This is a genomic window from Ruegeria sp. AD2(2025) (assembly GCF_056542385.1).
The window spans coordinates 178,430-202,796 of sequence record NZ_JBQFZS010000005.1 but is presented as its reverse complement, the minus strand read 5'-3'; the positions used below and the strand labels follow the sequence as shown (position 1 = coordinate 202,796).

Here is a 24,367-nt window from a genome sequence, read left to right as displayed (position 1 = left end):
CCTACATATTGGGGTAGTTCGGCCCGTCCCCGCCTTGCGGCGTGGTCCAGGTGATGTTCTGGCTGGGATCCTTGATGTCGCAGGTTTTGCAATGCACGCAGTTCTGGAAGTTAATGACGAATCGCGGCTCGCCTTCGTCCTCGACCATCTCATAGACGCCTGCGGGGCAGTAGCGTTGTGCCGGTTCTGCGAATTTAGGCAGGTTTACCTTCACCGGGATATCGGGATCCGTCAGCTTCAGGTGGCAGGGTTGGCTTTCTTCGTGATTGGTCATCGCAAACGAGACGTTGGTCAGACGATCAAAGGACAGCACGCCATCGGGCTTGGGATAATCGATGGGATTGTGCTTGCTGGCCTCTTCGGTTGATTGTGCGTCGTTCTTGCCATGGCCCACCGTACCAAAGAACGAAAAGCCCAGCGTATTGGTCCACATATCCAGACCACCCAGCATCAGCGAGGCTGTCAGGCCCCATTTCGACCAGATCGGTTTGACGTTGCGGACCTTTTTCAGGTCCGACCCGATAGCGCCGTCGCGCACGTCGGTCTCATAGGCGGTCAGTTCGTCTCCCGAACGGTCAGCCTTGATAGCGTCAAAGGCGGCCTCCGCTGCGGCTTTGCCCGACAGCATGGCGTTGTGGTTGCCCTTGATGCGCGGCACGTTGACCATACCGGCAGAACAGCCCAGCAGCGCCACGCCCGGCGCGACCAGTTTCGGCATCGACTGATAGCCGCCTTCGGTGATCGCCCGCGCGCCATACGCCACGCGCTTGCCGCCTTTCAGCAGGTCCGCCACCATTGGGTGATGCTTGAAGCGCTGGAATTCCATGTAAGGATACAGGTGTGGGTTTTTGTAGTTCAGGTGGACCACAAAACCGACATAGACCTGATTGTTTTCAAGGTGATAGATGAAGGACCCACCACCTGCGTTGCTGCCCAAAGGCCAGCCCATGGTATGCGTGACCGAGCCTTCTTTGTGCTTGGCCGGGTCGATCTCCCAGATCTCTTTCATGCCGACACCGTATTTCTGCGGCTCTTTGCCCGCAGACAGGTCGTATTTGGCGATCACTTCCTTGGACAGCGAGCCACGCACGCCTTCCGACAGGAAGACGTATTTGCCGTGCAACTCCATGCCCGGTTCGGTGTTGGGGCCATAGGATCCGTCTGCCTCCAGCCCGAATACACCGGCCACAACGCCTTTGACTTCGCCATTCTCGCCGTAAACCAGTTCCGAGCACGCCATGCCGGGGAAGATTTCGACGCCCAGTTCCTCGGCCTGCTCAGCCATCCAGCGGCAGACATTGCCCATCGACACGATGTAGTTGCCGTGGTTGTTCATCAGCGGCGGCATCGGGAAGTTGGGGATGCGGATCTGGCCCGCCTCGCCCAGCATATAGAAGTTGTCTTCGTGGACCGGCACGTTCAGCGGCGCGCCCTTGTCCTTCCAATCGGGGATCAGCGCATCCAGACCGCAGGGGTCCAGCACCGCGCCCGACAGGATATGCGCGCCCACTTCCGAGCCCTTCTCCAGAACCACGACATTCAGGTCGGCATCCAGCTGTTTCAGACGGATGGCCGCCGACAGGCCCGCAGGACCTGCACCCACGATCACCACATCGTATTCCATTGCTTCGCGTTCAATCTCGGCCATCGCGGGCTCCTTAGCTAACTTTCCGAATTGGCGCTATTCTCGCGCGGTCGGCGCAATATTGTTTCACGGCTGATTACATGGTCTGAAAGAGCTTGGTCAATCGAAACACGGCGTAACAATGCCGCTATTCGACACATCAGCCCTCTGGCGCATCCCCCATCAGGTATCTGGGACCGCTACCATGAGATTTGGCCCGGTCATCGGGGTTGTAAAGCCGGCATTTGGGCAGGCTGAGGCACCCGCACCCGATGCAGCCATCCAGATTGTCACGCAACCGCATCAGTGTATCGATTCGCTGATCCAGATGCGCGCGCAGATTGACGCTGATCGCCTTCCAGTCCTGCGGCGTGGGCGTGCGATTGCCCGGCAGGCCTGACAGAACCTCACGGATTTCCGGCAGGGTCAGGCCGAATTGCTGGGCGATCATGACAAAGCTAAGCCGCCTGATGTCCGCCCGCTGATACCGCCGCTGCCCGCCTGCGTTGCGCCAGGGCGCGATCAGACCCTGCGCTTCGTAATACCGGATCGCTGACACGGCCAGCCCGGTGCGCCGGGCCAATGCGCCAATTGCAAGCTCTTCGGATACTGCCATGACACCCTCGTAAATAATCCTTGACCTAAAGTTAGGTTTAGAAATTACGGTGAGTCGGGACAAGCCTCAATTCGCAAAGGAGATCCCATGATGGCGACGCTTGAACACACCAATTTCACGGTCCGCGACCCCAAAGCCTCGGCCGCGTGGATGGCGAAGGTCTTTGACTGGAAAACCCGCTGGGAAGGCCCGGCCATCGCGGGCGGCTATACCGTGCATGTGGGCGGGCCGCACACCTATCTGGCGCTGTACAACCCCGGCGACCCCAAGCCGCTGACCAACAGCAGCTATGACGTTGTCGGCGGGTTGAACCATGTGGGCGTGCTGGTCGAAGATCTGAACGCCACCGAGGCCAAGGTCAAAGAGGCCGGTTTCGAGCCGCATAATCACGCCGATTATGAACCGGGTCGCCGGTTTTACTTCCGCGACGACAATGGCATCGAGTTTGAGGTGGTCCAGTATGATTGAACTGCTCTGGCTAGGGTCCGAAGCCCATCGCTGGCGGCGCGGCGACCTTATGGGATCGCGCCACAGGCGAGAACCGCCGCCGGCGAAACGGCGCTAAGTTGCGGGTTGCGTCACAACACGCGCCTGCCCCTTGCAATTCACGCCTCATTTGGGTCAGGTAAATGCCGACCCATCATTCGCCCCGACGCTGATTTCTGGCGGCGGGGCGTCACAGTTTATGCGTGGACGACAAGACTATGGAAAAAATCCCCATGACGCCTGCGGGCAATGCCGCGCTTGAGGCGGAGCTGAAGAACCTGAAATCCGTCGAACGCCCGGCGATTATCGAGGCGATTGCCTCGGCGCGCGAACTGGGTGATCTGAAGGAAAATGCCGAATATCACTCGGCCCGTGAAAAGCAGGGCTTTATCGAAGGCCGCATCAAAGAGCTTGAGGGCGTGTTGTCGCTGGTTGATGTGATCGATCCGACCAAGCTGTCGGGTGCGGTGAAGTTCGGGGCCAAGGTGACGCTGGTCGATGAAGACACCGACGAGGAAAAGACCTGGCAGATCGTGGGCGAGTATGAGGCTAATATCGAAGCGGGCCTGCTGAACATCAAATCGCCCATCGCGCGCGCTTTGATCGGCAAGGACGAAGGCGACAGCGTCGAGGTGCGCACCCCCGGCGGCGTGCGGTCCTATGAAATCCTGAGCATCACCTACGCCTGATCCCGGAGCGTCCTGTCATGTCCGACACCGACCCTGATCCGGAAAGCAAGAAAGCGACCTCGCTGGGTATCTATGACCGGCCCGGACACCCCTCGGTGACCGGAATCGAGATCGCGGCGGCCGCGCTCAGCCTGGTTTGGCTGGTGGTGTCGGTGGTGTTTCTGGTGCTGCCCGGTGCCGGGCAAGGCGGGTTTATCGTCACGGCGCTGGCCGTGTTCCTGCCGGTGGCCATGATTTGGGTCGCCGCGGTTGCCATGCGCGCCAGCCGGGTCATGCGCGAGGAAAGCGCCCGGCTGCAGACCGCGATCGATGCGATCCGCAACAGCTATGTCACCCAAGCGCAGCGCGCGGCCAGCGCTTATGAGCCGACCGTGGGCAAGAAGTTGGACGAGATCGCCGAGACGGCGAAAAAGACCGAAAGCGCGCTGGCAACCTTTTCGACCAACCGGGCCGAGCCTATGCGCCCCGGCAAGCGGATGGCTGAACCGGCCAACCAGACCTCGCTGGAGCTGGGGACGTTGGCTGAAGAGATCGCGCCGCCCCTGCCACGGGATGTCTTCATTCGGGCGCTGAACTTTCCCGAAACGCAGGACGATACGGCGGGTTTCGACGCCCTGCGCCTTGCGCTGAAGGATCGCAAGGCGGCGCAACTGGTGCAGGCCTCGCAGGATGTTCTGACCCTGCTGAGCCAGGAGGGGATCTATATGGACGACCTGCGCCCCGACATGGCCCGGCCCGAGATTTGGCGGCAGTTTGCCCAAGGGGCGCGCGGGCGCGCGGTGGCGACGTTGGGCGGTATCCGCGACCGGTCGTCGCTGGCGCTGACGGCGGCGCGGATGAAGCAGGACCCGATCTTTCGCGATGCGGCGCATCATTTCCTGCGCCGCTTCGACCACATGATCGCCGATTTCGAACCCGATGCCAGCGATGCCGAGCTGACCGCATTGGGCGAAACCCGCACGGCGCGGGCCTTCATGCTGGTCGGGCGTGTGGCGGGGACGTTCGATTAGGGCGCCTCAGAGCCCGAAGCTACCGTAGGGGATGAAGCGCACCGGATCACCGGGCTGAATGTGGCGCGCACCGTCTTCGATCTCGACCAGTCCTTCGGCCCAGCTGAGGCCGCTGATCCGGCCCGAACCCTCAGACCGGAAGACCTCGGCCCGCCCGTCGCGGATACGGCCGCGCAGATATTCACGGCGGCCCGGTTTCTTGCGTTTCTCGAAGGCGGCGGGCACATCGAAACCCTGCGGGTCCTGCCAGCCCGCCCCGGCTATCAGGCACAGCGCCGGGCGGGCGAAGATCAGCGTGCAGACCAGTGCGGCAACCGGGTTGCCGGGCAGGCCGAAGACCGGCGTACCCTGCCACAGGCCCAGCGCTAAGGGTCGCCCCGGTTTCAGCGCGATGCGCCATTCCTGCATTGCGCCTGCCGCGCGCAGCAGGGCCGAGACATGGTCTTCATCCCCCGCCGAAGCGCCACCGCTGGTCAGGATTACATCCGTGTGGTCTGCCGCCTCATCCAGCCGAAGTTGCAAGGCGGCCCGGTCATCAGGCACGCGGCCAAGATCGACCGCGTCAAACCCCATGCGCGCGATCAGCGACAGCAGCATCGGACGATTGGCATCAAATATTTGCCCCGGCCCTGCGGGACCGCCGGGTTCGACCAGTTCATCGCCCGTGGACAAGACCCCCACGCGCAGCACTTTGCGGACCGCGACGTGGCTGACACCCACTGCAGACATCAGCGCCAAATCCGCAGGTGTGACCTGCCGCCCGGCAGGCAGCGCCACGGCCCCCTCTGTCACATCCTCGCCGGCCTTGCGTGTGTTCGCACCCTGTTTCAGTGGGCCGTGAAAGGCGATATGGCCATCCTGAACCGTCACATCCTCTTCCAAAATGACCGTCTGCACCCCTTCGGGCAGGGCCGCGCCGGTCAGGATGCGGATAGCGTGGCCCTCGGGCACTGTACCGTCGAAGGGAACACCCGCCGCCGCGCGGCCCTCGATCAGAGGCAGAACACAGGGGCCTTCGGGCATCGCCCCGGCAAAACCATAGCCGTCCACCGCCGTGTTCGGCTGCGGCGGGTTCGAGCGTCTGGCAATCGCGTCCTCGGCCAGAATGCGGCCCGTGGCCTGCATCAGGGGCACGGTTTCGACCCCGGTCACCACTGACAGGCGCTCTCGCAGCAGGGCCAGCGCGTCATCGACAGGCGTCCAGTTGACCCCGGCAGGCAGGGCAAAACAATCGTTGCGCAGGGGCGGCGGGGTGATGTCCGGTTTGCTCATAGCCCGACCTCTTGCAGGATGAAATCCGCGATGGCGGCGGTGTCGTTCAGGTCAAAGACCGGGCGGTCCAGCTCCAGTGGCGTGTCGCTGGCGACCGCGCGGATGGTCGGGTCATCAGGGGCGATCAGCGGATTGTTTGCCACGCCACGAAATGCCTCGACCTTGGGATGGGCCTCGCGTTTGAAGCCTTCGATCAGCCCCAGATCAACCGGCGAGAGGCGGGCCAGCAGATCGGCCAGCGATGGTTCGGGGGTGCCGCGCAACTCTTGCATCAGGGCGATGCGTTTGCCCGAGGCCAGCAGCACCTCGGACGCGCCCGCCGTGCGGTGGCGGTAGCTGTCGGTGCCCCGCTGATCCACATCGACCGCATGATGCGCATGTTTGACGGTCGAAACCGAGAAGCCGCGACCGGTGATCTCGGTCACCAACCGCTCCATCAACCCGGTCTTGCCCGCGTTTTTCCAACCGGTGACGCCGTAGACCCTCATGCCTGCTCCAGCAGGGTTTCGGCGCGGGCCAGATCGTCGGGGGTGTTGACGTTGAAGAACGGGTCGAACGGGTCGGTCGGGAACAGAGCCTCGCGCCCGTCATGCTGATCCGTCCAGATAACCACCTTGCGCAAGCCCCCGGTCAGCGCCGTGCGCAGATCATCGCGCAGCGCCACGGGCCAGAGGCCAAAAGTCGGGTGCCGGTTCACGCGCTTGCCGCCGCCCGATTTCAGCGCCTCGTCGCCGGTGCGCGGCGTGGTGGCAAGCACCAGTGGGTGTGTCTGCCCCTCGGCAGCCTGCGTCAGGCGCGTGACCAAATCATGGGGAAAGAACGGCGTGTCGGCGGCAGCGGTGACGATGCTATCGGCCCCCTGTTCGGCGGCCCAGTCGAGCCCGGCCAATACACCCGCCAAAGGGCCCGCGAACCCGTCGATCGAATCCGCGATGACCGGCAGGTTCAGATCGGCAAACCGCGCCGCCTCGCCATTGGCGTTCAGCGCCAGCCCGTCGACCTGAGGCCGAAGCCGGTTGATCACATGATGCAGCAGGCTGTGCCCGCCCACCTGCAGCAGCCCCTTGTCGCCCCCGCCCATTCGCGTGGCGAGGCCGCCTGCCAGAATCACACCCAGAGGTTTGCCCATGATACCCAGTTCCCTTCGCCGCTATAAGACGGCCCTTGCCCGGTTGTAGAGCGAACTCAGTTCAATTGAAACGCGGTTGGATAGAGATGGTGCAGGACAAACAGCCACAGGATCAGGGTTCCGACCGACAGGAACGATGTCATCGACACGATATGAGCCGCCAGCTTGGGTTCCTGATCATAGTGCTTGGCAAGCAGGAAGATATTCTTGGCTGTCGGCACGGCTGCTGAGACCGTCGCCGCAATGGTCCACAACGGATCAAGCCCGATCAGATGCGCCGCCAGCAGCACAAGCCCGGGCGCCACGATCAGTTTCACCACGGTCAGAAACAGGATCAGCGGCCCGGTTTGCACGATCGTCCGCACACTGGTGGTAAACCCGATCGCAAATAGCGCGACTGCGGCCAAAGCACCGCTCAGAAGCTCAAGATAGTCTGACACAGCGTCCGAAAAGCCCAGACCTGTCGCGGAATAGGCCACACCCAGCAGGGTTGCCGCGATGATCGGGTTCTTCAGGACGTTGAGCAGGATTTTGTGGATCGGTGTCCGCACCCCGGCCTTGTGCCCAGCGGTGGTTTCAAGCGTCGTGGTCATGATCAGCAGCAAGATCGCCACGACCAGATTGGCCAGCACCGCCGGCAAGGCCCCTTTGGCACCGAAGATCGCGTGCAGGATCGGCAGGGCCACAAGCGCGGTATTCGACGCAACACCGGCAAAGGCCGCGACGGTGGCCGATCCGGCGTGAAACCCAGTCATGGCCCTGAGGATGAAGAACAAAACGATGAACAGGGCCAGCAGCGTGCCGCCATAGGCGATGTAGAAGCCGTAATTCAGAAGGTTCGCGAATTCCTCTTGCCCGATCAGATAGAACATGATGGCCGGGATCAGGACATAGACCGCAAATTGCACCAGCGCGTCCGATGTGTCCTCGCTCAGCAATTTGGTCCACGAGAACACGTAGCCCGTGAGGATCACCGCAAAGACCGGCGCTATGAGGTTGATGAGTTCCATGTTGCGCTTGGGGCAGACGCGGCCCGCTTTCCTGATAGTCGTATCACCTTGGTGCCTACATCTATCAGAAATCACGAAATTTTCTAAGCGCTGCTTTCGCGCGCTGGCAGATCAGGGGCGGGCGCTTTTGCGTTTGTGCTTTTTATCCTCGACCGGAACCGTTGCCGGGTCGATGTCGCGCAGCAGCCGATCCTCGCCCGACAGGCAGACGAACCGCTGGCCGCGCATCCGGCCGATCAGGGTCAGACCGACCTCGCGTGCGATCTCGACACCCCAGGCGGTGAAGCCCGAGCGCGAGGCCAGAACCGGGATGCCCATCATCGCGGTCTTGATCACCATTTCCGAGGTCAGACGCCCGGTGGTATAGAGGATCTTGTCCGCCGCCCCTTCCCCCTCGGACAGCATCCAGCCTGCGATCTTGTCGACGGCATTGTGGCGGCCCACGTCTTCCATATAGACCAAAGGTCGGTTCTCGCGGCAGAGCACTGTGCCGTGGATCGCCCCGGCCTCAAGGTACAGCGACGGGGTGCGGTTGATCTTGGCCGCCAGATCATAGAGCCACGAGGTTCGGACCTGCGTTTGCGGCAGGCGAACATCCTCAAGCCCCTCCATCATGTCGCCAAAGACCGTGCCCACGGCACAGCCGCTGGTGCGGGTCTTTTTCTTGAGCTTGTCCTCGTACGAGGTTTCGCGCGCAGTCCGCACGACCACGGTTTCCAGATCGTCGTCATAGTCGACCCGCGTGATTTCATCATCCGCCAGCAGCATCCCCTGATTGCGCAGGAACCCCAGCGCCAGATACTCGGGATAGTCGCCAATGGTCATCGCGGTCACGATTTCCTGCGCGTTCAGGAAAATCGTCAGCGGGCGTTCCTCGACCACCGAGATCTGGCTGACCTCGCCATTCTGGTCCACGCCCTCGACCGCGCGGGTCAGACGCGCGGCACCGGGATCGGGGGCGATGAGATAGTCGGACAGGTCGATTTCCGTGGCCAATTGCAACCCTTTCCCAAGACGGCTACTGCTGCTGCGGTCACCATAGGATTTAGCCATGGCCTCTGCCACATCCAAGTCATACTTCTGGAAAGGTTTTCGCGACGGGACGCCCTTTGTCTTTGTCGCCGTCCCCTTTGGCCTACTGTTCGGCGTCTTCGCCACTGAGGCCGGGCTGAACGTGGTCCAGACCATGGCCTTTTCCGCGACCGTCTTTGCAGGGGCGGCGCAGTTCACCGCGCTGCAACTGCTGCAGGACAACACGCCGACGGTGATCGTGCTGATCTCGGCTTTGGCGGTGAACCTGCGGGTGGCGATGTATTCGGCCTCGCTGACGCCTTATCTGGGGGCGGCCCCGCTGTGGCAGCGGGCCTGTGCGGCCTATCTGATCGTGGATCAGTCCTACGCCTGTTCCATCGTGCAGTTCGAAAAAGAGCCACGCATGACCGTGCCCCAGCGGATGGTCTATTTCCTGGGCTCGGTGACGCCAATCACACCGCTCTGGATTCTGGGCACATATCTGGGCGCGGTGCTGGGGGCGCAAATCCCCGAAAGCTGGGCTTTGGATTTCGCCCTGCCGATCACCTTTCTGGCCATGATCGGGCCGATGATGCGCACGCTGGCCCATGTGGTGGCCGCGCTAGTTGCCATCGTAGTGGCCCTGCTGACCGTCGCGGTGCCGTTCAATCTGGGCCTGCTGATTGCAGGCGCGGCGGGGATGATCGCGGGCGCGCAGGCGGAACTGATGTTCGAGCGGAGCAAGCCATGACCCAGATCACCCCAACCACCATCTGGATCATCATCGTCGGGCTGGCCGTGGGCAGCTATCTTCTGCGCTTTACCTTCATCGGTCTGGTCGGGGACCGCCCGATGCCGCCCTGGCTGCTGCGTCATCTGCGCTATACAGCGGTGGCAATCATCCCAGCCCTGATCGCGCCGCTGGTGGTCTGGCCCTCGGCCACCGACGGGCAGCCGGACCTGCCGCGCATGGCGGCGGCGGCAGTGGCGCTGGGGATTGGCGTGATCACCAAGAACGTGCTGGCAGCCATCTTTTCAGGGGCTGCCACGCTCTATGGGTTGCTCTACCTAGTTGGTTGAGGCCGCTTCCAACTGGTTGAGGCGGGCGTTGTTCTCAGCCAGACCCTGCTGCAGATCGGCATTGTCATTCTCACGGTATTCGGTGGTAACAACGCCCGGCAACTGACCGAACTGATCCGACAGTTTCACCGGGTAGAAGGTCGTGCTGATCTGATCGAACCCCGGCACCTGCTGCAACAACTGCGCGGTCGAGTTGGCGCAATAGGCCCCGGCCACCGGACCCATCTGCTTGGCCAGTTGCAGCGCAACCTCGGCCTGTTGCGGGGTCACTTCGATGGTCTGGATGCGGGCGTAATGCGTCTCGCGCGCGTGGCTGCTGCGATAGGCGCGTTCGACATTGGGGGTGATGCCATACAGCACGTCATTCTTGATCGGCACCACATCGGCCCGGAACGACCCGGCGGGGTCGAATATCACCCGCTCACTGCCGCTGATCATCAACGAGGTATGCGCCCCCGATCCGGTGCGCGTGTTGATCATCGTGTAAAGCGTCAGCGTCGAAGGCCCCGGGTCACGATAGGATCGGGCTACGATCTCAGACGGGTCAGCCTGCGGGCGCTGCGACCCGGCACAGCCTGCGACAGTCAGTGCCAGCAGGCAGGCTATCAATATCCTGAACAAAGGAAACGCGCTTCGGAACGATGTTACGCTGCGAAGACGGCCAGGAAGATGCAAAGGAAGACAATCGCCACCACGCACCATGTGGTGAACTTGACGAACCCGTCAAAGGTCTTGGTTTGAACGGTGATGTCCATTTCGCCGTGCTTGTGATCAGCCATGTGTCTCAGAATCCCAATTCGCGTGTTTGAAATGTTGGATAATGCAAAATTCCGGGCCTGTCACGACGTCATTCGCGCGCAGTCGGGTCAAAGATTGTGCATCCCGGATAGCCGAACCCCCAGCGCCACGGCAGCCCGCTGCAGGGGCCACCGCCAAAGCGGACGGCCATGAACATCGCCTCGGACGTGATCGAATGGACCGAGCGTATCTGGTCCGGCGTCATGTCATAGCGTTCGGCATAGTCTTCGGCCTGGGTTTCGCCATGGGCTGCGACGCAGGCCCTGAGCGCGTCATCAGCGGCGAGGCGGGCGTCGAAACTGGTATCCGCCTGCGTGGCGTTGCCTGCATTGTGATAGGCACGGTCATGGGTGACGCAGCAGTATTCCCAAGGCGGATGCGCCTCATAGAGCAGGCTGAACTTGGGGAAGGTTTCGGCCACCAGCCGCCAGCTTGAAGACAACCCGCCCGAGCAGCCATCGGTTTCAAACGGCGTCAACTCGGCGTCGCCGGCCTTGGCCATCAGCGCGCGATGCGCGGGCATTTCGACGCCGCGCATCAGGTCCTGCGCGGTGGCGGGCAGCGCACAACCGGCCAGCAGGGCGGCATATCTAAGGACTTTCATCGCGCATTTCCGAGGTATCGACCGACATCCCGAAGGTCGTCGCCAGCCACAGCATGATCCGCTCACCCGGGCCCATTTCAGCGCGGACACGCAGCACTTCGCGGGCCATCGCGGGGCGGTCGGTGATCAGCCCGTCGACACCCATCGAGGCCATCGCGGACATTTGCAGCGGATCGTTCACGGTCCACACATAGATATCCTTGCCCGCCTCATGAACCGAGCGGATCAGGCCCGGCGTCACCGTCGCCGCATTCACAGCAACGAAATCACCATCCAACCCTGACAGATCGCCGACGGCGGTCGCGGCCAGAACCCCGGCGCGCCAGTCGGGACGCAGCGCTTTCATCTTCTGCACCGCGGGGTATTTCAGCGACATGGTGGCGATGTCATCCTGCATGTCCAGCTCTTCGACAATCGCAGCCACGCGGTTTTCCAGATCGACATCATGGCCATAGTATTTCAGCTCGATAATTACCTTGGACTTGCCCTTGGCGGCCGCCAGCACATCGCGCAGCGTGGGCGTGCGTTCCGAGGCATATTGCGGGTCAAACCAGCTGCCGATATCGATTTCGGCCACATCCTCCATCGTTGCGTCCCAGACCTTGAGCGGCACGCCCGCGAGTTTCATGAAATCGCTGTCATGGGCGATGATGACCACATCATCCGCCGTTTCCTGCACGTCAATCTCCACCCAGTCGGCACCGTCCTCGATGGCTTTGACCACCGCTGCCATGGTGTTCTCGGGACGGATCGCTGCCGCGCCCCGGTGGCCGATGACATCCGCATGATCCGGGGCCTGAATACGCTCCAGCAGTTCCTGCCCGGACCAGAGGCCGATCAGAACCGCAACGGCGGCCCCACCCACCACGGCATAAAGCGGCGCGCGCAGGTTGCCCGGTTCGGGATGCGGCACCTCTCGTCCCACAGTATCGAAGAAGCCATCCAGCAGTACCGCCAGCGCGCCCAGCGCAATGGCCGCCAGCACCAGCCCGGCCAGCGACCACAGGCCCGCAACAATCAGGCTGAGGATCAGCGCAAACCGCAGATTGGTGCCCTGTTCCAGCGGAATGAGGTCAAATAGCACCCCGACCACGGCGGCAATAAACGCGGCGATCACAACGCGCAGCACAAGCCAGAGGCCGAGTTGGATTTTCAGCCGCCCGCGCCGGCCTTCCATACGCTCTGCGCTGATCAGAAACGCCTCGGCGGGTTTGGCCCCTTCAAACAGCACCAGATGCAGCGCCAGCGCCCAGGCCGAGAGCCTGCGGATCAGAACCCAGGCGAGGCACAGAACAACAAGGCCGATCAGCCCCACCGCGACCCAGAAAGAGGGCGGGTGGAAGGTGAGGTAGTAGTTGATGTCGTATTCCGTCAGCATCCACCATGCGATCAGCCCCGCCACCGCCACAAAGGGCAGCGCCAGCACCAGAACGCGCAGGATAAACCGGGCGGCAAACGAAAAAAGCGCAGGTATCCGTGTCAGGATCAACCGGATCGAGGCGCTGCCCGCGCGCCACGGGTCGCGTTCACCCATGCGCAGCGATCCGGCCATGACGGAAAAGACAAAGACCTCGGCCAGCAGGAACAGGCTGAGCACCGCAACCGCCGCGATGAAGCCTGCAGGCGACAGCAGGAACATGGCGATATCCTGATCGGTCAGCGCCGATTGATCCGACAGCGATACCGCGAGATTAACCGCGATCGCCACGCCCGGTGCGATCAGGGCCACCAGCAGCAGCCGTACTGCCAGATAGATCGGCACAAAGACACGCCGCCGGGCCCATGCGCCGCGATAGGCGGTTGTAACGGCTGAGAAATTGGTCACGCGGCACCCCCTTGAATGTCATTCTCATTCAAGGCTGCGCAGACATGAATTGCAAGCGTGGCGTCAGCTTTCTTCCAGATCCGCTGCCAGCCGGAAACCGATGCGATTGGCCGGTTTGTTCTCGACCACCTTGGGCAGCGCGCGCAGCATCACGTTCAGCTGGCTGACATGCTGCACCAGTTGGGTCTTGGCCCCGCCGCCGTCCGAGCCATAGAAGGTGATGATATCGGGATCGAAGTAGCCCATGCCCTCGATCCGCATCACGCCCGCGTCGCCGCCAGTGAACCCCATTGCGACCTCGTGGTCACCGTCCAGCGTCTTCTCGAAATTCTGAATGTACATGATCAGCCGCTCATAGGCCCATTGCGCCGGGCTTTTGGTCTCAACCGGTTTTTGCAAGGGCTTGGGCAGATCTTTGTTGCCCGAGGCGGTCTCTGGGTTGGCGTGGACCTCGTAACAACGTGGCAAAGCTGCGGATTCTGCGGCCTCGGCCGAGGTTTCGATCTGGTCCTGCATCGCTTTACCCTTTGCGCTGATACGCCCACGCCCCGTCCGCGCGGCGCGTCCGGGTGACAGCTCCAATGTGGTAGAGATGGTTCATATGTGCAACCGCCTCGACCAGCGCGAGACCGTATTCGCCGCCCTTGATCTGGCGCTTGAACAACGGGGCAAAGCACTCGGCAGCGGTTTTGGGCTGGTCGAGATCGGCCAGCAGGCGGTCCAGAGCGCCGTGGTGATTGTCGATCAACTGGCGCATCCGGATCGGCAAGCCGGTGAAGGGCAGTTTGTGCCCGCCCAGAACCAGATGATCGGGCCGGGCCAGCGGTTGCAGACGCTCGCAGGCCTCAAGCCAGTCGGCGACGGGATCAGCCATCGGCTCGGTTGCGTAAACGCCGAGGTTGGAACTGATCGAGCTGAGGATCTGATCGCCTGTCAGCACCAGATTGTCGTCGCGGCTCCAGAAGGTGCAATGTTCAGGCGCGTGGCCATTGCCCATATGCACGTCCCAGTCGCGCCCACCCATGCGGAAGACATCGCCCTGCTTGATCCGGGTAAAGCCCAGCGGCATGGGGTAGACGGTGTCGGCAAAATTGAACGGACGCTCGGCCATCCGACCGGCCAGCACATCCGCGTCCATCCCGGCGCTGCGGTAGTAGTTCAGCGTTTCCTGCGGCCAGTTTTCCTGCACATCCAGCGTCAGCATGCGGGCGAATAGCCATGCGGTGCGGCTGGTGACCAGTTCTGCGCCATGCTCGGACTGGAACCAGCCCGCATTGCCCACATGGTCGGGGTGGTGATGGGTCACGACCACGCGATGGACGGGCTTGCCCGCCAAAGGCCCCTCGATCAGCGACTGCCAGATGCGGCGCGTCTTGTTCGAGGACAGCCCGGTATCGACCACGGTCCAGCCATCGCCATCATCCAGCGCATAGACATTCACATGATCCAGCGCCATGGGCAGAGGCAACCTGATCCACAGAACCCCCTCGACGACCTGCGTCCACTCACCCGGCGCGGGCGGTTCGGCCCATGGGTAGCGCATCACCTGAGCTCCCTCGCCGTCCATCAAACCGCCAGCTCTTCGGCGCTGAGCGCATAGAGGTCATCGGCCCCGTTCTGCGCCTGCGCCAGCAGGCCAGTATGTTCCGGCAGCAGCGCGTTGATGTAGAACCGCGCCAGCTTGGCGCGCGGGCCATCGGGGTCGGCCAATGCCGCCGACAGGTGATAATGCCCGCCCAGAACCCGCGCGAAGGCCCTGAGATAGGCGGCGGCCCCGGCGAACCGGTTGTTCATGTCCGACTGTGCCACCAGCCATTCGGTCGCTTCGCGCAGGGACTCGGTGGCCTCCCACACGGGACCGGCGAGTTCCGGCATCGTGGCGCGGGCTTTTTCGGCCTGATCCTCGATTTCGTCCAGCAGGTTCGAGGCCGCCTCGCCCCCGTCCATCATCTTCCGCGCCACGAGGTCCATGGCCTGAATGCCGTTGGTGCCTTCATAAATCGCAGTCACGCGGACATCGCGGTAATACTGCGCGGCGCCGGTTTCTTCGATAAAGCCCATGCCGCCATGCACCTGAACCCCGGTCTCGGAGACGCGCATACCGGTCTCGGTCCCGAAAGCCTTGCAGATCGGGGTCAGCAGAGCGGCCCGCGCCGCCCAATCGGCCTCACCCGTGGCCTGCGCCATGTCGATCGCGGCAGCATTGGCCAGCATGATCGCCCGCGCCGCAAATACATCCGCGCGCATCGACATCAGCATCCGTCGCACATCCGCGTGGTCGATGATGGTGCCCGAGGGCGTCTTGCCCTGTTTCCGCTCCAACGCATAAGCCAGCGCGTGTTGATAGGCCCCTTCGGCCACGCCAACGCCTTCGCCGCCAACGCCCAGACGCGCATTGTTCATCATCGTGAACATCGCCGCCATGCCGCCATGCTCTTTACCAACCAGCCAGCCCTTGGCCCCGTCATACTGCATCACGCAGGTGGGCGAGCCATGCAGGCCCATCTTGTGTTCCAGCGAGACCACCTTCAGGTCATTGGCCACCCCGGGATTACCGTTTTCGTCGGGGATGAATTTCGGCACCAGAAACAGCGAAATCCCCTTGGTTCCCGGCACACCATCCGGCAGACGTGCCAGAACCAGATGGCAGACGTTTTCGCAGAAATCATTGTCGCCCCACGAGATGTAGATCTTCTGCCCCGTGACCGAATAGGTGCCGTCGCCATTGTCTTCGGCCTTCGAAGTCAGCGCCCCCACATCCGATCCGGCCTGCGCTTCGGTCAGGTTCATGGTGCCCGACCATTCGCCGGCCATCATCTTGGGCAGGTAGAGCGCCTTCAGTTCGTCACTCGCGTGATGCTCCAGCGCTTCGATCTGGCCCTGCGTCATCAACGGGGCCAGTTGCAGCGACAGGCAGGCGGCGCTCATCATCTCGTTCACGGCGGTCGTCATGGTCATGGGCAGGCCCATGCCGCCATATTCGGGATCACCGCTCATCCCGATCCAGCCGCCTTCGGCAATCGCCTTCCAGCCTTCGGCATAGCCCGGAGAGGTCCGCAGCACGCCGTTTTCCAGCCGCGCGGGTTCCAGATCGCCGGGGCGCTGCAGCGGAGCCATGACCTCTTCGCACATCTTCCCGGCTTCGGTCAGAATGGCGCTGACCACATCCGCGCTCGCCTCGGAAAATTTCTCGGTCGCGGTGATCTGGTCAAAACCGATCACGTTGCGGAACAGGAATTCATAATCGGAAATCGGGGCGCGATAGGGCATGGGTTCCCTCTGGGTTCTGGCATGTTCGGTGCGTGGGGTTGGAATCCCGGCCCCACGCCGGTATTCATCTGGGCTGGCACGATTACCTACCGTGACCGGATCATCACGCAACCAAAACGCGGCGTCACGACCTATGACCTTTCTCGGCACCCACGACTTATCGGCAGACCCCGATGGCATCGCCCATGCCGCCGATCTGCTGCGGCAGGGCCAGTTGGTCGCCTTCCCGACCGAGACGGTCTATGGCCTGGGCGGTGACGCGCGGAACGGGCAGGCCGTCGCCGCGATCTATGAGGCCAAGGGGCGACCCAGTTTCAACCCGCTGATCGCGCATGTCGCCTCGGTCGAGACCGCGAAACGGTTCGTGAACTGGACCGATCAGGCCGAGCAACTGGCGCGGGCTTTCTGGCCCGGCCCCCTGACGCTGGTCCTGCCGCTGCGGGAAGGCCATGGGATCTCCTCGCTGGTCACGGCTGGGCTGGAGACGTTGGCTGTTCGCGTGCCCGCACATCCCACCGCCCGCGCGCTGCTGGCGGCGTTTGATGGCCCGGTGGCGGCCCCCTCGGCGAATCCGTCGGGTCAGATCAGCCCCACCACGGCGGCCCATGTCCGGGCAGGACTGGATGGGCGCATTGCCGCCATTCTGGATGATGGACCCTGTGGCGTCGGGCTTGAATCCACCATTGTCGGACTGGCCGGTGCCCCTGCCTTGCTTCGACCGGGTGGTGTTGCGCTGGAACAGATCGAGGACGTTCTGCAGACCGAGCTTCACCATCACCAGCCCGGTGAGTTGCTGACCGCGCCGGGGCAATTGCAATCCCATTATGCGCCGGATGCGCCCGTGCGCCTGAACGGCAACACGCGCCAAGGGGATGAGGTGCTGCTGGGCTTTGGCCCGGTCGATTGTGACCTTAACCTGTCCGAAACGGGCAGCTTGCCCGAGGCTGCCGCCAATCTATTCGCAGCCTTGCATAAGCTTAACGAAATTGGTCGCCCGATTGCGGTGTCTCCGATTCCCGATCACGGGCTGGGCGCGGCCATCAACGACCGCCTGCGCCGCGCCGCCGCGCCGCGCGACTAGGCGCGGCCTGCGCTGGCCGAGAGCGTCAACGGATCGACCCCGAGGGTGGCCAAAGCCGCTTCCCATTTCTCATCATCGGGCACGTCGAAGACCAATTTCGACGACGCCTCGGTCGTCAGCCAGCCATTCATGGCGATCTCATCCTCAAGCTGATCCGGCCCCCAGCCAGAATAGCCCAGCGTCAGCATCGAATTCAGCGGACCCTTGCCTGAGGCCAGATCCTCGAGCACATCCAGCGTCGCGGTCATGCTGAAATCATCTGTGATCTGCATCGAATGCAGGTTCGCATCGTAATCCGCGCTGTGCAGGACAAAACCGCGCGACATCTCGACCGGTCCGCCGAACTGCACCAGCCGTTCCCCGACAACAGGGATGGTGCAGGCGATGTTGAGCTGTTCCAGCAGGGTCTTGATCCGCAGGTCCGAGGGCTTGTTGACGATCAGCCCCATCGCGCCATCGTCACCATGGCTGCAGATATAGACGACCGAATGCTCGAATCGCGGGTCACCCATGCCGGGCATCGCAATCAACAGTTTTCCCGTAAGGTCCATCAGCAGACATCTCTTGCGTTCTGGGTTGACCCTAGAATGACCCTGCGGAACCGGGAATAGCAAGGGATCAGCCCGCATTTCCGTGCATTTCAGCCGGGTGACCGGAACGTGACTTGGCATTCACCTCCGGAATGCGCATGTTCTGGCTATGAAAACGCTTTGCAAACCCGCCGCAGCGGCCCTTGCCGCCAGTCTTTGTTTTGGAGCCCCCGCCCTCGCGCAGGGGGTTGGCAATCTTGTGCAGCTTGAAGTGCTGGATGGCGGCAAGACCGCCAACGGCACCTATCAGGGGGCCTTGCGCCTGACGTTGAAAGACGGCTGGAAAACCTATTGGCGCGCGCCGGGCGATGCGGGCATTCCGCCGCAGTTTGACTGGAACGGGTCCGGCAATATCGCGGACATCGCGATCACATGGCCCGCGCCCAGCGTGTTTGACCAGAACGGGTTGCGGTCGGTCGGATATGAGGATCAACTGGTTCTGCCGGTCGAGATCACGCCCAAGAACCCCGCCAAACCTGTGCGCCTGCGCGGCGAGATGGATCTGGGCGTCTGCAAGGATGTCTGCGTGCCCGGTCAGCTGGATTTCGATCATACGCTGGACGCCGAGGCCGGACGCAACCCGGCCATCGCCGCAGCCCTCGCCCAGCGCCCGTTTTCCGAGCGTGAGGCCGGCGTGGCGAACGCGACCTGCCGTCTGACGCCCACCGCCGACGGGATGCAGATCGAGGCGCATATCACCATGCCCTCGGCGGGCGGGGCCGAGTTCGCCGTGATCGAACCGGGCAACCCGACGCTCTGGGCATCACAGCCCGAAACGCATCGTCAGGGTAACACATTGGTTGCCAGCTCCGAGGTCATCAGCGCCTCGGGCGGACCCTTTGCGCTGGATCGGTCCGAGGTGCGGATCACCGTTCTGGGCGCAAACCACGCGGTCGATATTCAGGGGTGCAGCGCAGGCTGACCGGGATGAATCAGACCCCAAAGATCGGTGCCTTGGCCGTTGTCCTTCACGACGGCCAAGTGCTGCTGGTTCAGCGCAACAAGCAACCCGATGCGGGGCTGTGGGGGTTTCCCGGCGGCCATGTGGAATGGGGCGAAACCGTTCTGGACGCCGCCGCCCGCGAGTTGCGGGAAGAGACCGGTGTGATTGCCGACCCTGTGACCTATCTCGACAATCTCGACCTGCTGCTGCGGGGGGATGATGGGCAGGTGCGGGCGCATTACCTGCTTGTGGGCGTCGCCTGCCGTTATGTCTCGGGCACACCGATTGCGGCGGATGACGCGCGGGATGCGCGGTGGTTTCCGGTGGATCAGATCATCACCGGCAGTCTTCCGATGAGCGACCGGGTGCCCGACCTGCTGCGGCTTGCGATCACCCGATCAGGCCTCGGCCCGACCTGACAGGCGCGCATAGAGCAGGCTGGACAGCAGCACACCCAGCAACAGGATCACGGTTGCCCCGGCGGCGAAAACGCCGAAACCCATCTGCAAAATACTCGGACCTTCGGCGGCTGGGTAAAAGCCGGAAAGCACTGCCAAGGGTGCCCCGGTCACAGCCGGCCACAGCATCGTCGCCGCCAGCCAGACCGCCAGCGCCGCAGCCGTCGCGCGCACGGCATTGCGCACCACCCGATCCGGCGCGCGCAGGGCACGCCGCATCGACGTCATCGGGCGCGAGACATCGTTCAGGATACCCAGCAACGCGGGCACCAGCAGCAGGATCAGGGCCATGCCAAAGCCCAAACCATAGACCAGAGTGATCACGGTCGGCTTCAGAAACTGCGCCTGTTGCGAGCTTTCATACATAAGCGGCGTCAGCCCCAGCACGGTGGTCAGCGTCGTCAGCATCACGGGCCGCAACCGGTCTGCCGTGCCCTCGACAATCGACGGCACCAGCCCGCGTTCCTGTTGGTATCCGTCGATGGTCGTCACCAGAACAATCGAGTCGTTGATGATGATCCCCGTCATGCCTAGCAGGCCGACAACGGTGAACATACTCAGCGGCACGCCCCAAAGGTAATGCCCCCAGATCGCCCCCACGAGGCCAAAGGGTATAATCGCCATGACCACCAAGGGCCGCGTCCAACTTGCGAAGACCCATGCCAGAACCAGATAGATACCGGTTAGACACAGGATCAGACCGGTGCGGGCCTCAGTCAGGAATTCATCCTCCTGCTCGCTCAGACCTGCCATGCGCCATTCGACCTGACGTTCGGCAGCGATGTTGGGCAGGATTTCTTCCCGCATGGCACGGGCGATCTCGGCAGCCTGCGCCGGATCATCCTCGGAGATATCACCATTCACCGAAATCACCCGGAGGCCATTTTCGCGTCGCACGGTCGAGAAACCCGACTTGCGTTCGACCGAGACAATATCGGCCAGCGGGACATAAACCCCATCGGGCGTGCGCATCAGCGTGCGTTCCAGGAAGTCGGCAGTCAGTTCGCCTTCGGGCAGTTCCACCCGGATTTCCGCGCTGCGCGGACCGTCTGGGAAGGTTGCGGCCTCGATCCCGTTCAGGCGGTTGCGCAGCACCCGGCCCAGCGTTTCGATACGGAAGCCCAGCGCCTCGCCTTGCGCGGTCAGGTCCAGAATGAACTCTTCCTTGTCATAGGCCAGATTGTCCTCGAGCGCTGACACCTCGGTGTATTTCGACAGCGCGACCTGCAGGTCTTCCGAGGCGGATTTCAACGTGTTCACGTCCGCGCCGTAGAACTGCACGTCAATCGCGTCCCCACCCGGCCCCGAGCGCCAGCCGCGGAAGCTGAGCAATTCGACCTTCGGATGACGGGGCACGAAATCCTGCAACTCGCCCACGAACTCAAAACTGGAATAGGGGCGCAGATCGGCATCGATCAGCTCGATTGAGATGCCGCCCAGCAGGTCGTCATCCTTGCCATCGGCGGCGCGCAATCCGAACCCGGCCGAGCCTCCGACCTCTGCCAGAACATATTCGATGGGGTTGCGCCCGTGGCGTTCTTCGTAGATCTGGCCCAGTTCCTCGGTGGCCTGCTGGACCATGCGCATCATTTCCAGCGTCTCGGTGCGGGTGGCTCCTTCGACCATGATGAAGTTGCCAGTGACCGAGCCACGTTCAGGCGCGTTGAAGAACCGCCAGTTCACGTCACCCCGGATGAACAGCGCGATCTGGCTGGCCAGAATGACCACCATCAGAGCGACCACCACATAACGCGCCCAGACCACCCAGGCGACCAGCGGGCGGAACAGGTGGTCACGCACCCAGCGGAAGCCCTTGTTCACGACGCGGTTGGGCCAGTCGTACCAGTGTTCCTTGGCCGAATGCGCGATGGCATGGGCCATGTGGTTGGGCAGGATCAGGAAACATTCGATCAGCGACGCGATCAGGACGGCGATAACGGTGAAGGGAATGTCTCGGATCAACTCACCGAACCGGCCACCTATGGCGGTGAGGCCAAAGAAGGCGATGACCGTGGTCACGGTGGCGGCGAACACCGGCATCGCCATCCGGCGGGCGGCGCGTTCGGCGGCCACCATCGGGGCTTCACCCAGACGGCGGGCGCGGAAATCGGCGTGTTCGCCCACAACGATGGCGTCATCAACCACGATGCCCAGCGTGATGATCAGCCCGAACAGCGACACCATGTTCAGCGACAGCCCGCCCAGATACATCAGCGCAATCGCCGCCGACATTGCGACCGGAATACCGGCAGCCACCCAAAACGCGATGCGGGCATTGAGGAACAGGAACAGCAGGCAGACCACCAACCCAAGGCCCACCAGACCGTTATCGACCAGAATATCCAGACGGTCGGTAATGGCCTGCGCGCGGGTCCGGATCAGTTCAACGGTGATGCCTTCGGGCAGGCTGGCCTGCATCTCGGCCACCACATCCTCGACCGAATGCTGGATGCCAATCGCGTCGCCCAGATTAGAACGGTCGACGCGGATCGACATGGCCGGGTTGTCGCCCACGAAATAGCTGCGATTGCGGGTGACACCCTCGACCCGGATCTGCGCCACATCGCCGACGACCAGTTTTGAACCATCGGCGAAGTTGCGCAGGGCGATGCCTTCGATCTCTTCCGGGGTGCGTTTTTCCGTGCCTGTGCGGATACGGGCATTCGCCCCGGTAACATCACCCGCGGGATTTGCGGTAACCTCGGCGGCGATGGCCTCGGCAATATCCGAAAGCGATATGTCATTGGCGATCAGTTGCGCGGTAGGCACCTCGACCACCACGCGCGGGGCGGCCAGACCCCGGATGGTGGTGCGCGTGACGCCGACTGCGAACAGGCGGCTGATCAGCTCGTCGGTGAATTTGGCCAGTTGCTCGGCCTCGATGGGGCCGGTGATGACCACATCCGTGACGCGGTCGCGCCACGCCCCGCGTCGGATCGTGGGTTCTTCGGCGTCTGCGGGCAGGTTGGTAACGCCGTCGACTGCCGTGCGCACCTCTTCGACGGCGCGGGACATATCCCAGTTGGGCTCAAACTCCAGCCGCACCCGGGCCGAGCCTTCGCGGGAGGTGGATTCGGTGCTGGCCACGCCTTCGACCGCCAAAAGCGCGGGTTCCAGCAACTGGATAATGCCGTTATCGACATCCTCGGGGCCTGCGCCATCCCATTCGACATCCACATCGACGCGTTCCAAGATCACGTCAGGGAAGAACTGCGCCCGCATGTTCGGGATCGCGGCGACGCCCAGCACCAGCATGACCAGCAGCAGCAGATTGGCCGCCGTCCGGTGCCGGGTGAAGTAGCTGAGGATACCGCCCGCCGCGTTGGGAATGTCGCGGATCATGGCGCTTACCCCCCGGCTCGGTTTTCAAGGCGGCGGACCAGTGCTGCGGGCACTTTCTGCGCGCCAAGCTGGCCCAGAACCTTGGCCTTCTGCGCCTTGGGCATACGTTCGCTGGCTTCGACCTGCGCCACAAGCTGGGCACGCTTTTCATCCGACAGCTCGACCATGTCTGCGGCTTCGGCGCTGGCCTCGACCCGCAAGGGCCGGACCCGCACGCCCGAACCCAGCAGCGGCGTGCGCCCGATCACCACCTCGCGGCCTTCCAGACCGTCACCGCGCAGCAGAACCTCATCGCCCTGACGGCGGATCAGTTGCACGGCCAGCGGCTCCAGCCGATCATCGGAGCCCAGCACAAGAACATTGCCCGCCGCATCCAGAACCGAGGATGGCAGACGCACCACATTGTCCAGCGGCTGTTCTTCAATCGAAACGGTGACGAAATCGCCGGGCTTGAACGCCGACGCGTCGTCAAGGCGGGCGTAGATCAGACGCCCGGTCTGCCCTTCGCCCGCTGCACCGCTGTCGCGGCTGATCCGGCCCGAGGCCGTCAGGTCGGTACCCGTAACCTCAAGCGACACAGTAACAGGGGCCGCAATCAGATCACCCTGCGCGTCCAGCAACCGCACGAATTGCGCGGTCGAGACGCGGAACGCGACCTCAAGCGCGTTGGGGTCGACCAGTTCGGCCAGCTTTTCGTTGGCGGCGACAAGGCGACCTTCAACCAGCGTGACCTCGGTCAGGGTGCCGTCAAAGCGGGCATGGATCGTCATGTCTTCCAGATCACGCTCGGCCCCGTCCAGCGCGATGCGGGCGCGGGCCAGCAGGGTGGTGGCCTGATCCACGCGGGATTCGGCCTGCGCCAGCGCGATCCTGCGCGCCACGATGGCCTGATGGGCCGATGTGGCGGCCAGTTCGGCCTCTTCCACGCTGGCCGCCGCACCGACGCCGCGTTCCTGCAGATCCAGCTGTCGCTGCAGCGCCCGGTCGCGCAGCTCGGCCTGAGCTTCGGCCGATTTCAACTCATCCTGTGCCAGCAGCAATGAGCGTTCGGCATCGCGTTCTTCAAACTGAGCATCCAGCAGGTCGGATTTGGCGCGGTCCAGCGCCGATTGCATATCGGCGGGGTCCAGTTCGACCAACAGCTCACCGGCGGTCACGGTGCCGCCATCCTCGAAATCCTCAGCCAGCGATACGACGCGCCCGCCCAGCGCTGCGCGCAGTTCAAGACGGCGGCGGCTTTGCACCTGACCGAACGCCTCAAGATAGGGCGTGACAGTTTCCGCCTCGGCGGTCCGGACGCTGACCGCAAAAATCCGCTCTCGGGCCTGAGGGGGCTTTTCGTCCCGCGTCAGCACATCCTGCACCGCGCCCGAGATCATCTGAGCGGCCACGACCAGAAGGCCCAGCGTCAGAAACGCCAGAAACACCCCAACAAGGCTTTGCCGCAGAAATCGCATCGGTCGTCACCTTTGGTCGCACAAGCTGCCTTCCGCAAAGGTAGCCGGGCCACTAAAAATGCCAAGCCACAA

25 protein-coding genes are annotated in these 24,367 nt (G+C 63.0%); 8 read left to right on the top strand and 17 right to left on the bottom strand.

What is annotated here, in order from left to right; all coding sequences use genetic code 11:
* Position 1: 1 nt before the first annotated feature.
* Positions 2-1,648 carry an electron transfer flavoprotein-ubiquinone oxidoreductase gene (locus ACR1XV_RS12825; protein ID WP_480531873.1) on the bottom strand — a complete coding sequence of 549 codons (1,647 nt, stop codon included), beginning with the start codon at positions 1,646-1,648 and terminating at the stop codon, positions 2-4.
* Between the two features lie 136 nt (positions 1,649-1,784).
* Complete coding sequence (gene soxR / locus ACR1XV_RS12820) at positions 1,785-2,240, bottom strand: redox-sensitive transcriptional activator SoxR (protein ID WP_480531871.1); 456 nt, start codon at positions 2,238-2,240, stop codon at positions 1,785-1,787.
* An 87-nt stretch (positions 2,241-2,327) separates the two neighbouring features.
* On the opposite strand from soxR, the gene ACR1XV_RS12815 reads away from it, so the two are divergent.
* The 3 genes from ACR1XV_RS12815 to ACR1XV_RS12805 all read left to right on the top strand — a co-directional run bounded on the left by ACR1XV_RS12815 (position 2,328) and on the right by ACR1XV_RS12805 (position 4,425).
* On the top strand, positions 2,328-2,708 hold the full coding sequence (locus tag ACR1XV_RS12815) for a VOC family protein (RefSeq protein WP_480531869.1): 381 nt from the start codon (positions 2,328-2,330) through the stop codon (positions 2,706-2,708).
* 236 nt (positions 2,709-2,944) lie between these two features.
* Positions 2,945-3,415 carry a transcription elongation factor GreA gene (greA, locus tag ACR1XV_RS12810; RefSeq protein ID WP_480531867.1) on the top strand — a complete coding sequence of 157 codons (471 nt, stop codon included), beginning with the start codon at positions 2,945-2,947 and terminating at the stop codon, positions 3,413-3,415.
* A gap of 17 nt (positions 3,416-3,432) precedes the next feature.
* Positions 3,433-4,425 carry a hypothetical protein gene (locus ACR1XV_RS12805; protein WP_480531866.1) on the top strand — a complete coding sequence of 331 codons (993 nt, stop codon included), beginning with the start codon at positions 3,433-3,435 and terminating at the stop codon, positions 4,423-4,425.
* 6 nt (positions 4,426-4,431) lie between these two features.
* Here ACR1XV_RS12805 and ACR1XV_RS12800 read toward each other — a convergent pair whose 3' ends face one another.
* The 5 genes from ACR1XV_RS12800 to ACR1XV_RS12780 all read right to left on the bottom strand — a co-directional run bounded on the left by ACR1XV_RS12800 (position 4,432) and on the right by ACR1XV_RS12780 (position 8,889).
* The gene (locus ACR1XV_RS12800; RefSeq protein ID WP_480531864.1) at positions 4,432-5,697 is read right to left on the bottom strand and encodes a molybdenum cofactor synthesis domain-containing protein; all 1,266 of its coding nucleotides are present in this window, start codon (positions 5,695-5,697) and stop codon (positions 4,432-4,434) included.
* Positions 5,694-6,185, bottom strand: coding sequence for a molybdopterin-guanine dinucleotide biosynthesis protein B (mobB, locus tag ACR1XV_RS12795; protein WP_480531862.1), 492 nt, complete (start codon positions 6,183-6,185; stop codon positions 5,694-5,696). The genes ACR1XV_RS12800 and mobB overlap by 4 nt, the downstream gene beginning before the upstream one ends.
* On the bottom strand, positions 6,182-6,826 hold the full coding sequence (gene mobA / locus ACR1XV_RS12790) for a molybdenum cofactor guanylyltransferase MobA (protein ID WP_480531860.1): 645 nt from the start codon (positions 6,824-6,826) through the stop codon (positions 6,182-6,184). Before mobA ends, mobB begins: the two co-directional genes overlap by 4 nt.
* A gap of 56 nt (positions 6,827-6,882) precedes the next feature.
* On the bottom strand, positions 6,883-7,836 hold the full coding sequence (locus ACR1XV_RS12785) for an AEC family transporter (protein WP_480531858.1): 954 nt from the start codon (positions 7,834-7,836) through the stop codon (positions 6,883-6,885).
* 111 nt (positions 7,837-7,947) lie between these two features.
* On the bottom strand, positions 7,948-8,889 hold the full coding sequence (locus tag ACR1XV_RS12780; protein ID WP_480531856.1) for a formate dehydrogenase accessory sulfurtransferase FdhD: 942 nt from the start codon (positions 8,887-8,889) through the stop codon (positions 7,948-7,950).
* Here ACR1XV_RS12780 and ACR1XV_RS12775 point away from each other — a divergent pair.
* The gene (locus ACR1XV_RS12775) at positions 8,888-9,598 is read left to right on the top strand and encodes an AzlC family ABC transporter permease (RefSeq protein WP_480531854.1); all 711 of its coding nucleotides are present in this window, start codon (positions 8,888-8,890) and stop codon (positions 9,596-9,598) included. The two genes, ACR1XV_RS12780 and ACR1XV_RS12775, sit on opposite strands and share 2 nt — an antisense overlap.
* Entirely contained in the window at positions 9,595-9,927 is a 333-nt protein-coding gene (locus tag ACR1XV_RS12770; protein WP_480531852.1) for an AzlD domain-containing protein, read from the top strand. Before ACR1XV_RS12775 ends, ACR1XV_RS12770 begins: the two co-directional genes overlap by 4 nt.
* Here the strand turns inward: ACR1XV_RS12770 and ACR1XV_RS12765 are convergent.
* From ACR1XV_RS12765 to ACR1XV_RS12735, 7 genes are all read right to left on the bottom strand, one after another.
* The gene (locus ACR1XV_RS12765) at positions 9,916-10,548 is read right to left on the bottom strand and encodes a hypothetical protein (protein WP_480531850.1); all 633 of its coding nucleotides are present in this window, start codon (positions 10,546-10,548) and stop codon (positions 9,916-9,918) included. The genes ACR1XV_RS12770 and ACR1XV_RS12765 overlap by 12 nt on opposite strands.
* 23 nt (positions 10,549-10,571) lie before the next feature.
* A complete protein-coding gene (locus ACR1XV_RS12760) occupies positions 10,572-10,706 on the bottom strand; it encodes an aa3-type cytochrome c oxidase subunit IV (protein WP_480531848.1) in 135 nt (44 codons plus the stop codon).
* Positions 10,707-10,774: 68 nt separating this feature from the next.
* A complete protein-coding gene (locus ACR1XV_RS12755; RefSeq protein ID WP_480531846.1) occupies positions 10,775-11,329 on the bottom strand; it encodes a hypothetical protein in 555 nt (184 codons plus the stop codon).
* On the bottom strand, positions 11,316-13,154 hold the full coding sequence (locus ACR1XV_RS12750; RefSeq protein ID WP_480531844.1) for a glycerophosphodiester phosphodiesterase family protein: 1,839 nt from the start codon (positions 13,152-13,154) through the stop codon (positions 11,316-11,318). Before ACR1XV_RS12750 ends, ACR1XV_RS12755 begins: the two co-directional genes overlap by 14 nt.
* 63 nt (positions 13,155-13,217) lie before the next feature.
* Positions 13,218-13,670, bottom strand: a complete 453-nt coding sequence (locus tag ACR1XV_RS12745; protein WP_480531842.1) for a DUF6173 family protein — start codon at positions 13,668-13,670, stop codon at positions 13,218-13,220.
* Positions 13,671-13,674: 4 nt separating this feature from the next.
* Positions 13,675-14,721, bottom strand: a complete 1,047-nt coding sequence (locus ACR1XV_RS12740) for an MBL fold metallo-hydrolase (protein ID WP_480531840.1) — start codon at positions 14,719-14,721, stop codon at positions 13,675-13,677.
* Positions 14,721-16,424 (bottom strand): acyl-CoA dehydrogenase family protein, encoded by a 1,704-nt coding sequence (locus ACR1XV_RS12735; protein ID WP_480531838.1) that lies wholly within the window; start codon positions 16,422-16,424, stop codon positions 14,721-14,723. Before ACR1XV_RS12735 ends, ACR1XV_RS12740 begins: the two co-directional genes overlap by 1 nt.
* Before the next feature lie 133 nt (positions 16,425-16,557).
* Between ACR1XV_RS12735 and ACR1XV_RS12730 the strand changes: the two genes are divergently transcribed.
* On the top strand, positions 16,558-17,505 hold the full coding sequence (locus tag ACR1XV_RS12730) for an L-threonylcarbamoyladenylate synthase (RefSeq protein ID WP_480531836.1): 948 nt from the start codon (positions 16,558-16,560) through the stop codon (positions 17,503-17,505).
* Here the strand turns inward: ACR1XV_RS12730 and ACR1XV_RS12725 are convergent.
* Positions 17,502-18,056 carry a YqgE/AlgH family protein gene (locus ACR1XV_RS12725; protein ID WP_480531834.1) on the bottom strand — a complete coding sequence of 185 codons (555 nt, stop codon included), beginning with the start codon at positions 18,054-18,056 and terminating at the stop codon, positions 17,502-17,504. The genes ACR1XV_RS12730 and ACR1XV_RS12725 overlap by 4 nt on opposite strands.
* 148 nt (positions 18,057-18,204) lie before the next feature.
* Between ACR1XV_RS12725 and ACR1XV_RS12720 the strand changes: the two genes are divergently transcribed.
* Together ACR1XV_RS12720 and ACR1XV_RS12715 are read left to right on the top strand one after the other, a co-directional pair.
* A complete protein-coding gene (locus ACR1XV_RS12720) occupies positions 18,205-19,017 on the top strand; it encodes a protein-disulfide reductase DsbD domain-containing protein (RefSeq protein WP_480531832.1) in 813 nt (270 codons plus the stop codon).
* 5 nt (positions 19,018-19,022) lie between these two features.
* Positions 19,023-19,457: an NUDIX hydrolase gene (locus ACR1XV_RS12715; RefSeq protein WP_480531830.1), complete on the top strand. Its 435-nt coding sequence runs from the start codon at positions 19,023-19,025 to the stop codon at positions 19,455-19,457.
* Here ACR1XV_RS12715 and ACR1XV_RS12710 read toward each other — a convergent pair.
* Complete coding sequence (locus ACR1XV_RS12710) at positions 19,437-22,838, bottom strand: efflux RND transporter permease subunit (RefSeq protein WP_480531828.1); 3,402 nt, start codon at positions 22,836-22,838, stop codon at positions 19,437-19,439. The genes ACR1XV_RS12715 and ACR1XV_RS12710 overlap by 21 nt on opposite strands.
* A gap of 5 nt (positions 22,839-22,843) precedes the next feature.
* Positions 22,844-24,295, bottom strand: coding sequence for an efflux RND transporter periplasmic adaptor subunit (locus ACR1XV_RS12705; RefSeq protein ID WP_480531826.1), 1,452 nt, complete (start codon positions 24,293-24,295; stop codon positions 22,844-22,846).
* Positions 24,296-24,367: the final 72 nt, after the last annotated feature.

Coding starts and splice junctions, on each gene's coding strand:
- ACR1XV_RS12800 (WP_480531864.1), bottom strand. CDS start 5,697: ATGAGCAAACCGGACATCACCCCGCCGCCCCTGCGCAACGATTGTTTT.
- ACR1XV_RS12770 (WP_480531852.1), top strand. CDS start 9,595: ATGACCCAGATCACCCCAACCACCATCTGGATCATCATCGTCGGGCTG.
- ACR1XV_RS12825 (WP_480531873.1), bottom strand. CDS start 1,648: ATGGCCGAGATTGAACGCGAAGCAATGGAATACGATGTGGTGATCGTG.
- ACR1XV_RS12785 (WP_480531858.1), bottom strand. CDS start 7,836: ATGGAACTCATCAACCTCATAGCGCCGGTCTTTGCGGTGATCCTCACG.
- ACR1XV_RS12715 (WP_480531830.1), top strand. CDS start 19,023: ATGAATCAGACCCCAAAGATCGGTGCCTTGGCCGTTGTCCTTCACGAC.
- soxR (WP_480531871.1), bottom strand. CDS start 2,240: ATGGCAGTATCCGAAGAGCTTGCAATTGGCGCATTGGCCCGGCGCACC.
- ACR1XV_RS12725 (WP_480531834.1), bottom strand. CDS start 18,056: ATGGACCTTACGGGAAAACTGTTGATTGCGATGCCCGGCATGGGTGAC.
- ACR1XV_RS12705 (WP_480531826.1), bottom strand. CDS start 24,295: ATGCGATTTCTGCGGCAAAGCCTTGTTGGGGTGTTTCTGGCGTTTCTG.
- ACR1XV_RS12760 (WP_480531848.1), bottom strand. CDS start 10,706: ATGGCTGATCACAAGCACGGCGAAATGGACATCACCGTTCAAACCAAG.
- ACR1XV_RS12755 (WP_480531846.1), bottom strand. CDS start 11,329: ATGAAAGTCCTTAGATATGCCGCCCTGCTGGCCGGTTGTGCGCTGCCC.
- greA (WP_480531867.1), top strand. CDS start 2,945: ATGGAAAAAATCCCCATGACGCCTGCGGGCAATGCCGCGCTTGAGGCG.
- mobB (WP_480531862.1), bottom strand. CDS start 6,185: ATGAGGGTCTACGGCGTCACCGGTTGGAAAAACGCGGGCAAGACCGGG.
- ACR1XV_RS12780 (WP_480531856.1), bottom strand. CDS start 8,889: ATGGCTAAATCCTATGGTGACCGCAGCAGCAGTAGCCGTCTTGGGAAA.
- ACR1XV_RS12815 (WP_480531869.1), top strand. CDS start 2,328: ATGATGGCGACGCTTGAACACACCAATTTCACGGTCCGCGACCCCAAA.
- ACR1XV_RS12740 (WP_480531840.1), bottom strand. CDS start 14,721: ATGGACGGCGAGGGAGCTCAGGTGATGCGCTACCCATGGGCCGAACCG.
- ACR1XV_RS12720 (WP_480531832.1), top strand. CDS start 18,205: ATGAAAACGCTTTGCAAACCCGCCGCAGCGGCCCTTGCCGCCAGTCTT.
- mobA (WP_480531860.1), bottom strand. CDS start 6,826: ATGGGCAAACCTCTGGGTGTGATTCTGGCAGGCGGCCTCGCCACGCGA.
- ACR1XV_RS12805 (WP_480531866.1), top strand. CDS start 3,433: ATGTCCGACACCGACCCTGATCCGGAAAGCAAGAAAGCGACCTCGCTG.
- ACR1XV_RS12730 (WP_480531836.1), top strand. CDS start 16,558: ATGACCTTTCTCGGCACCCACGACTTATCGGCAGACCCCGATGGCATC.
- ACR1XV_RS12775 (WP_480531854.1), top strand. CDS start 8,888: ATGGCCTCTGCCACATCCAAGTCATACTTCTGGAAAGGTTTTCGCGAC.
- ACR1XV_RS12745 (WP_480531842.1), bottom strand. CDS start 13,670: ATGCAGGACCAGATCGAAACCTCGGCCGAGGCCGCAGAATCCGCAGCT.
- ACR1XV_RS12710 (WP_480531828.1), bottom strand. CDS start 22,838: ATGATCCGCGACATTCCCAACGCGGCGGGCGGTATCCTCAGCTACTTC.
- ACR1XV_RS12735 (WP_480531838.1), bottom strand. CDS start 16,424: ATGCCCTATCGCGCCCCGATTTCCGATTATGAATTCCTGTTCCGCAAC.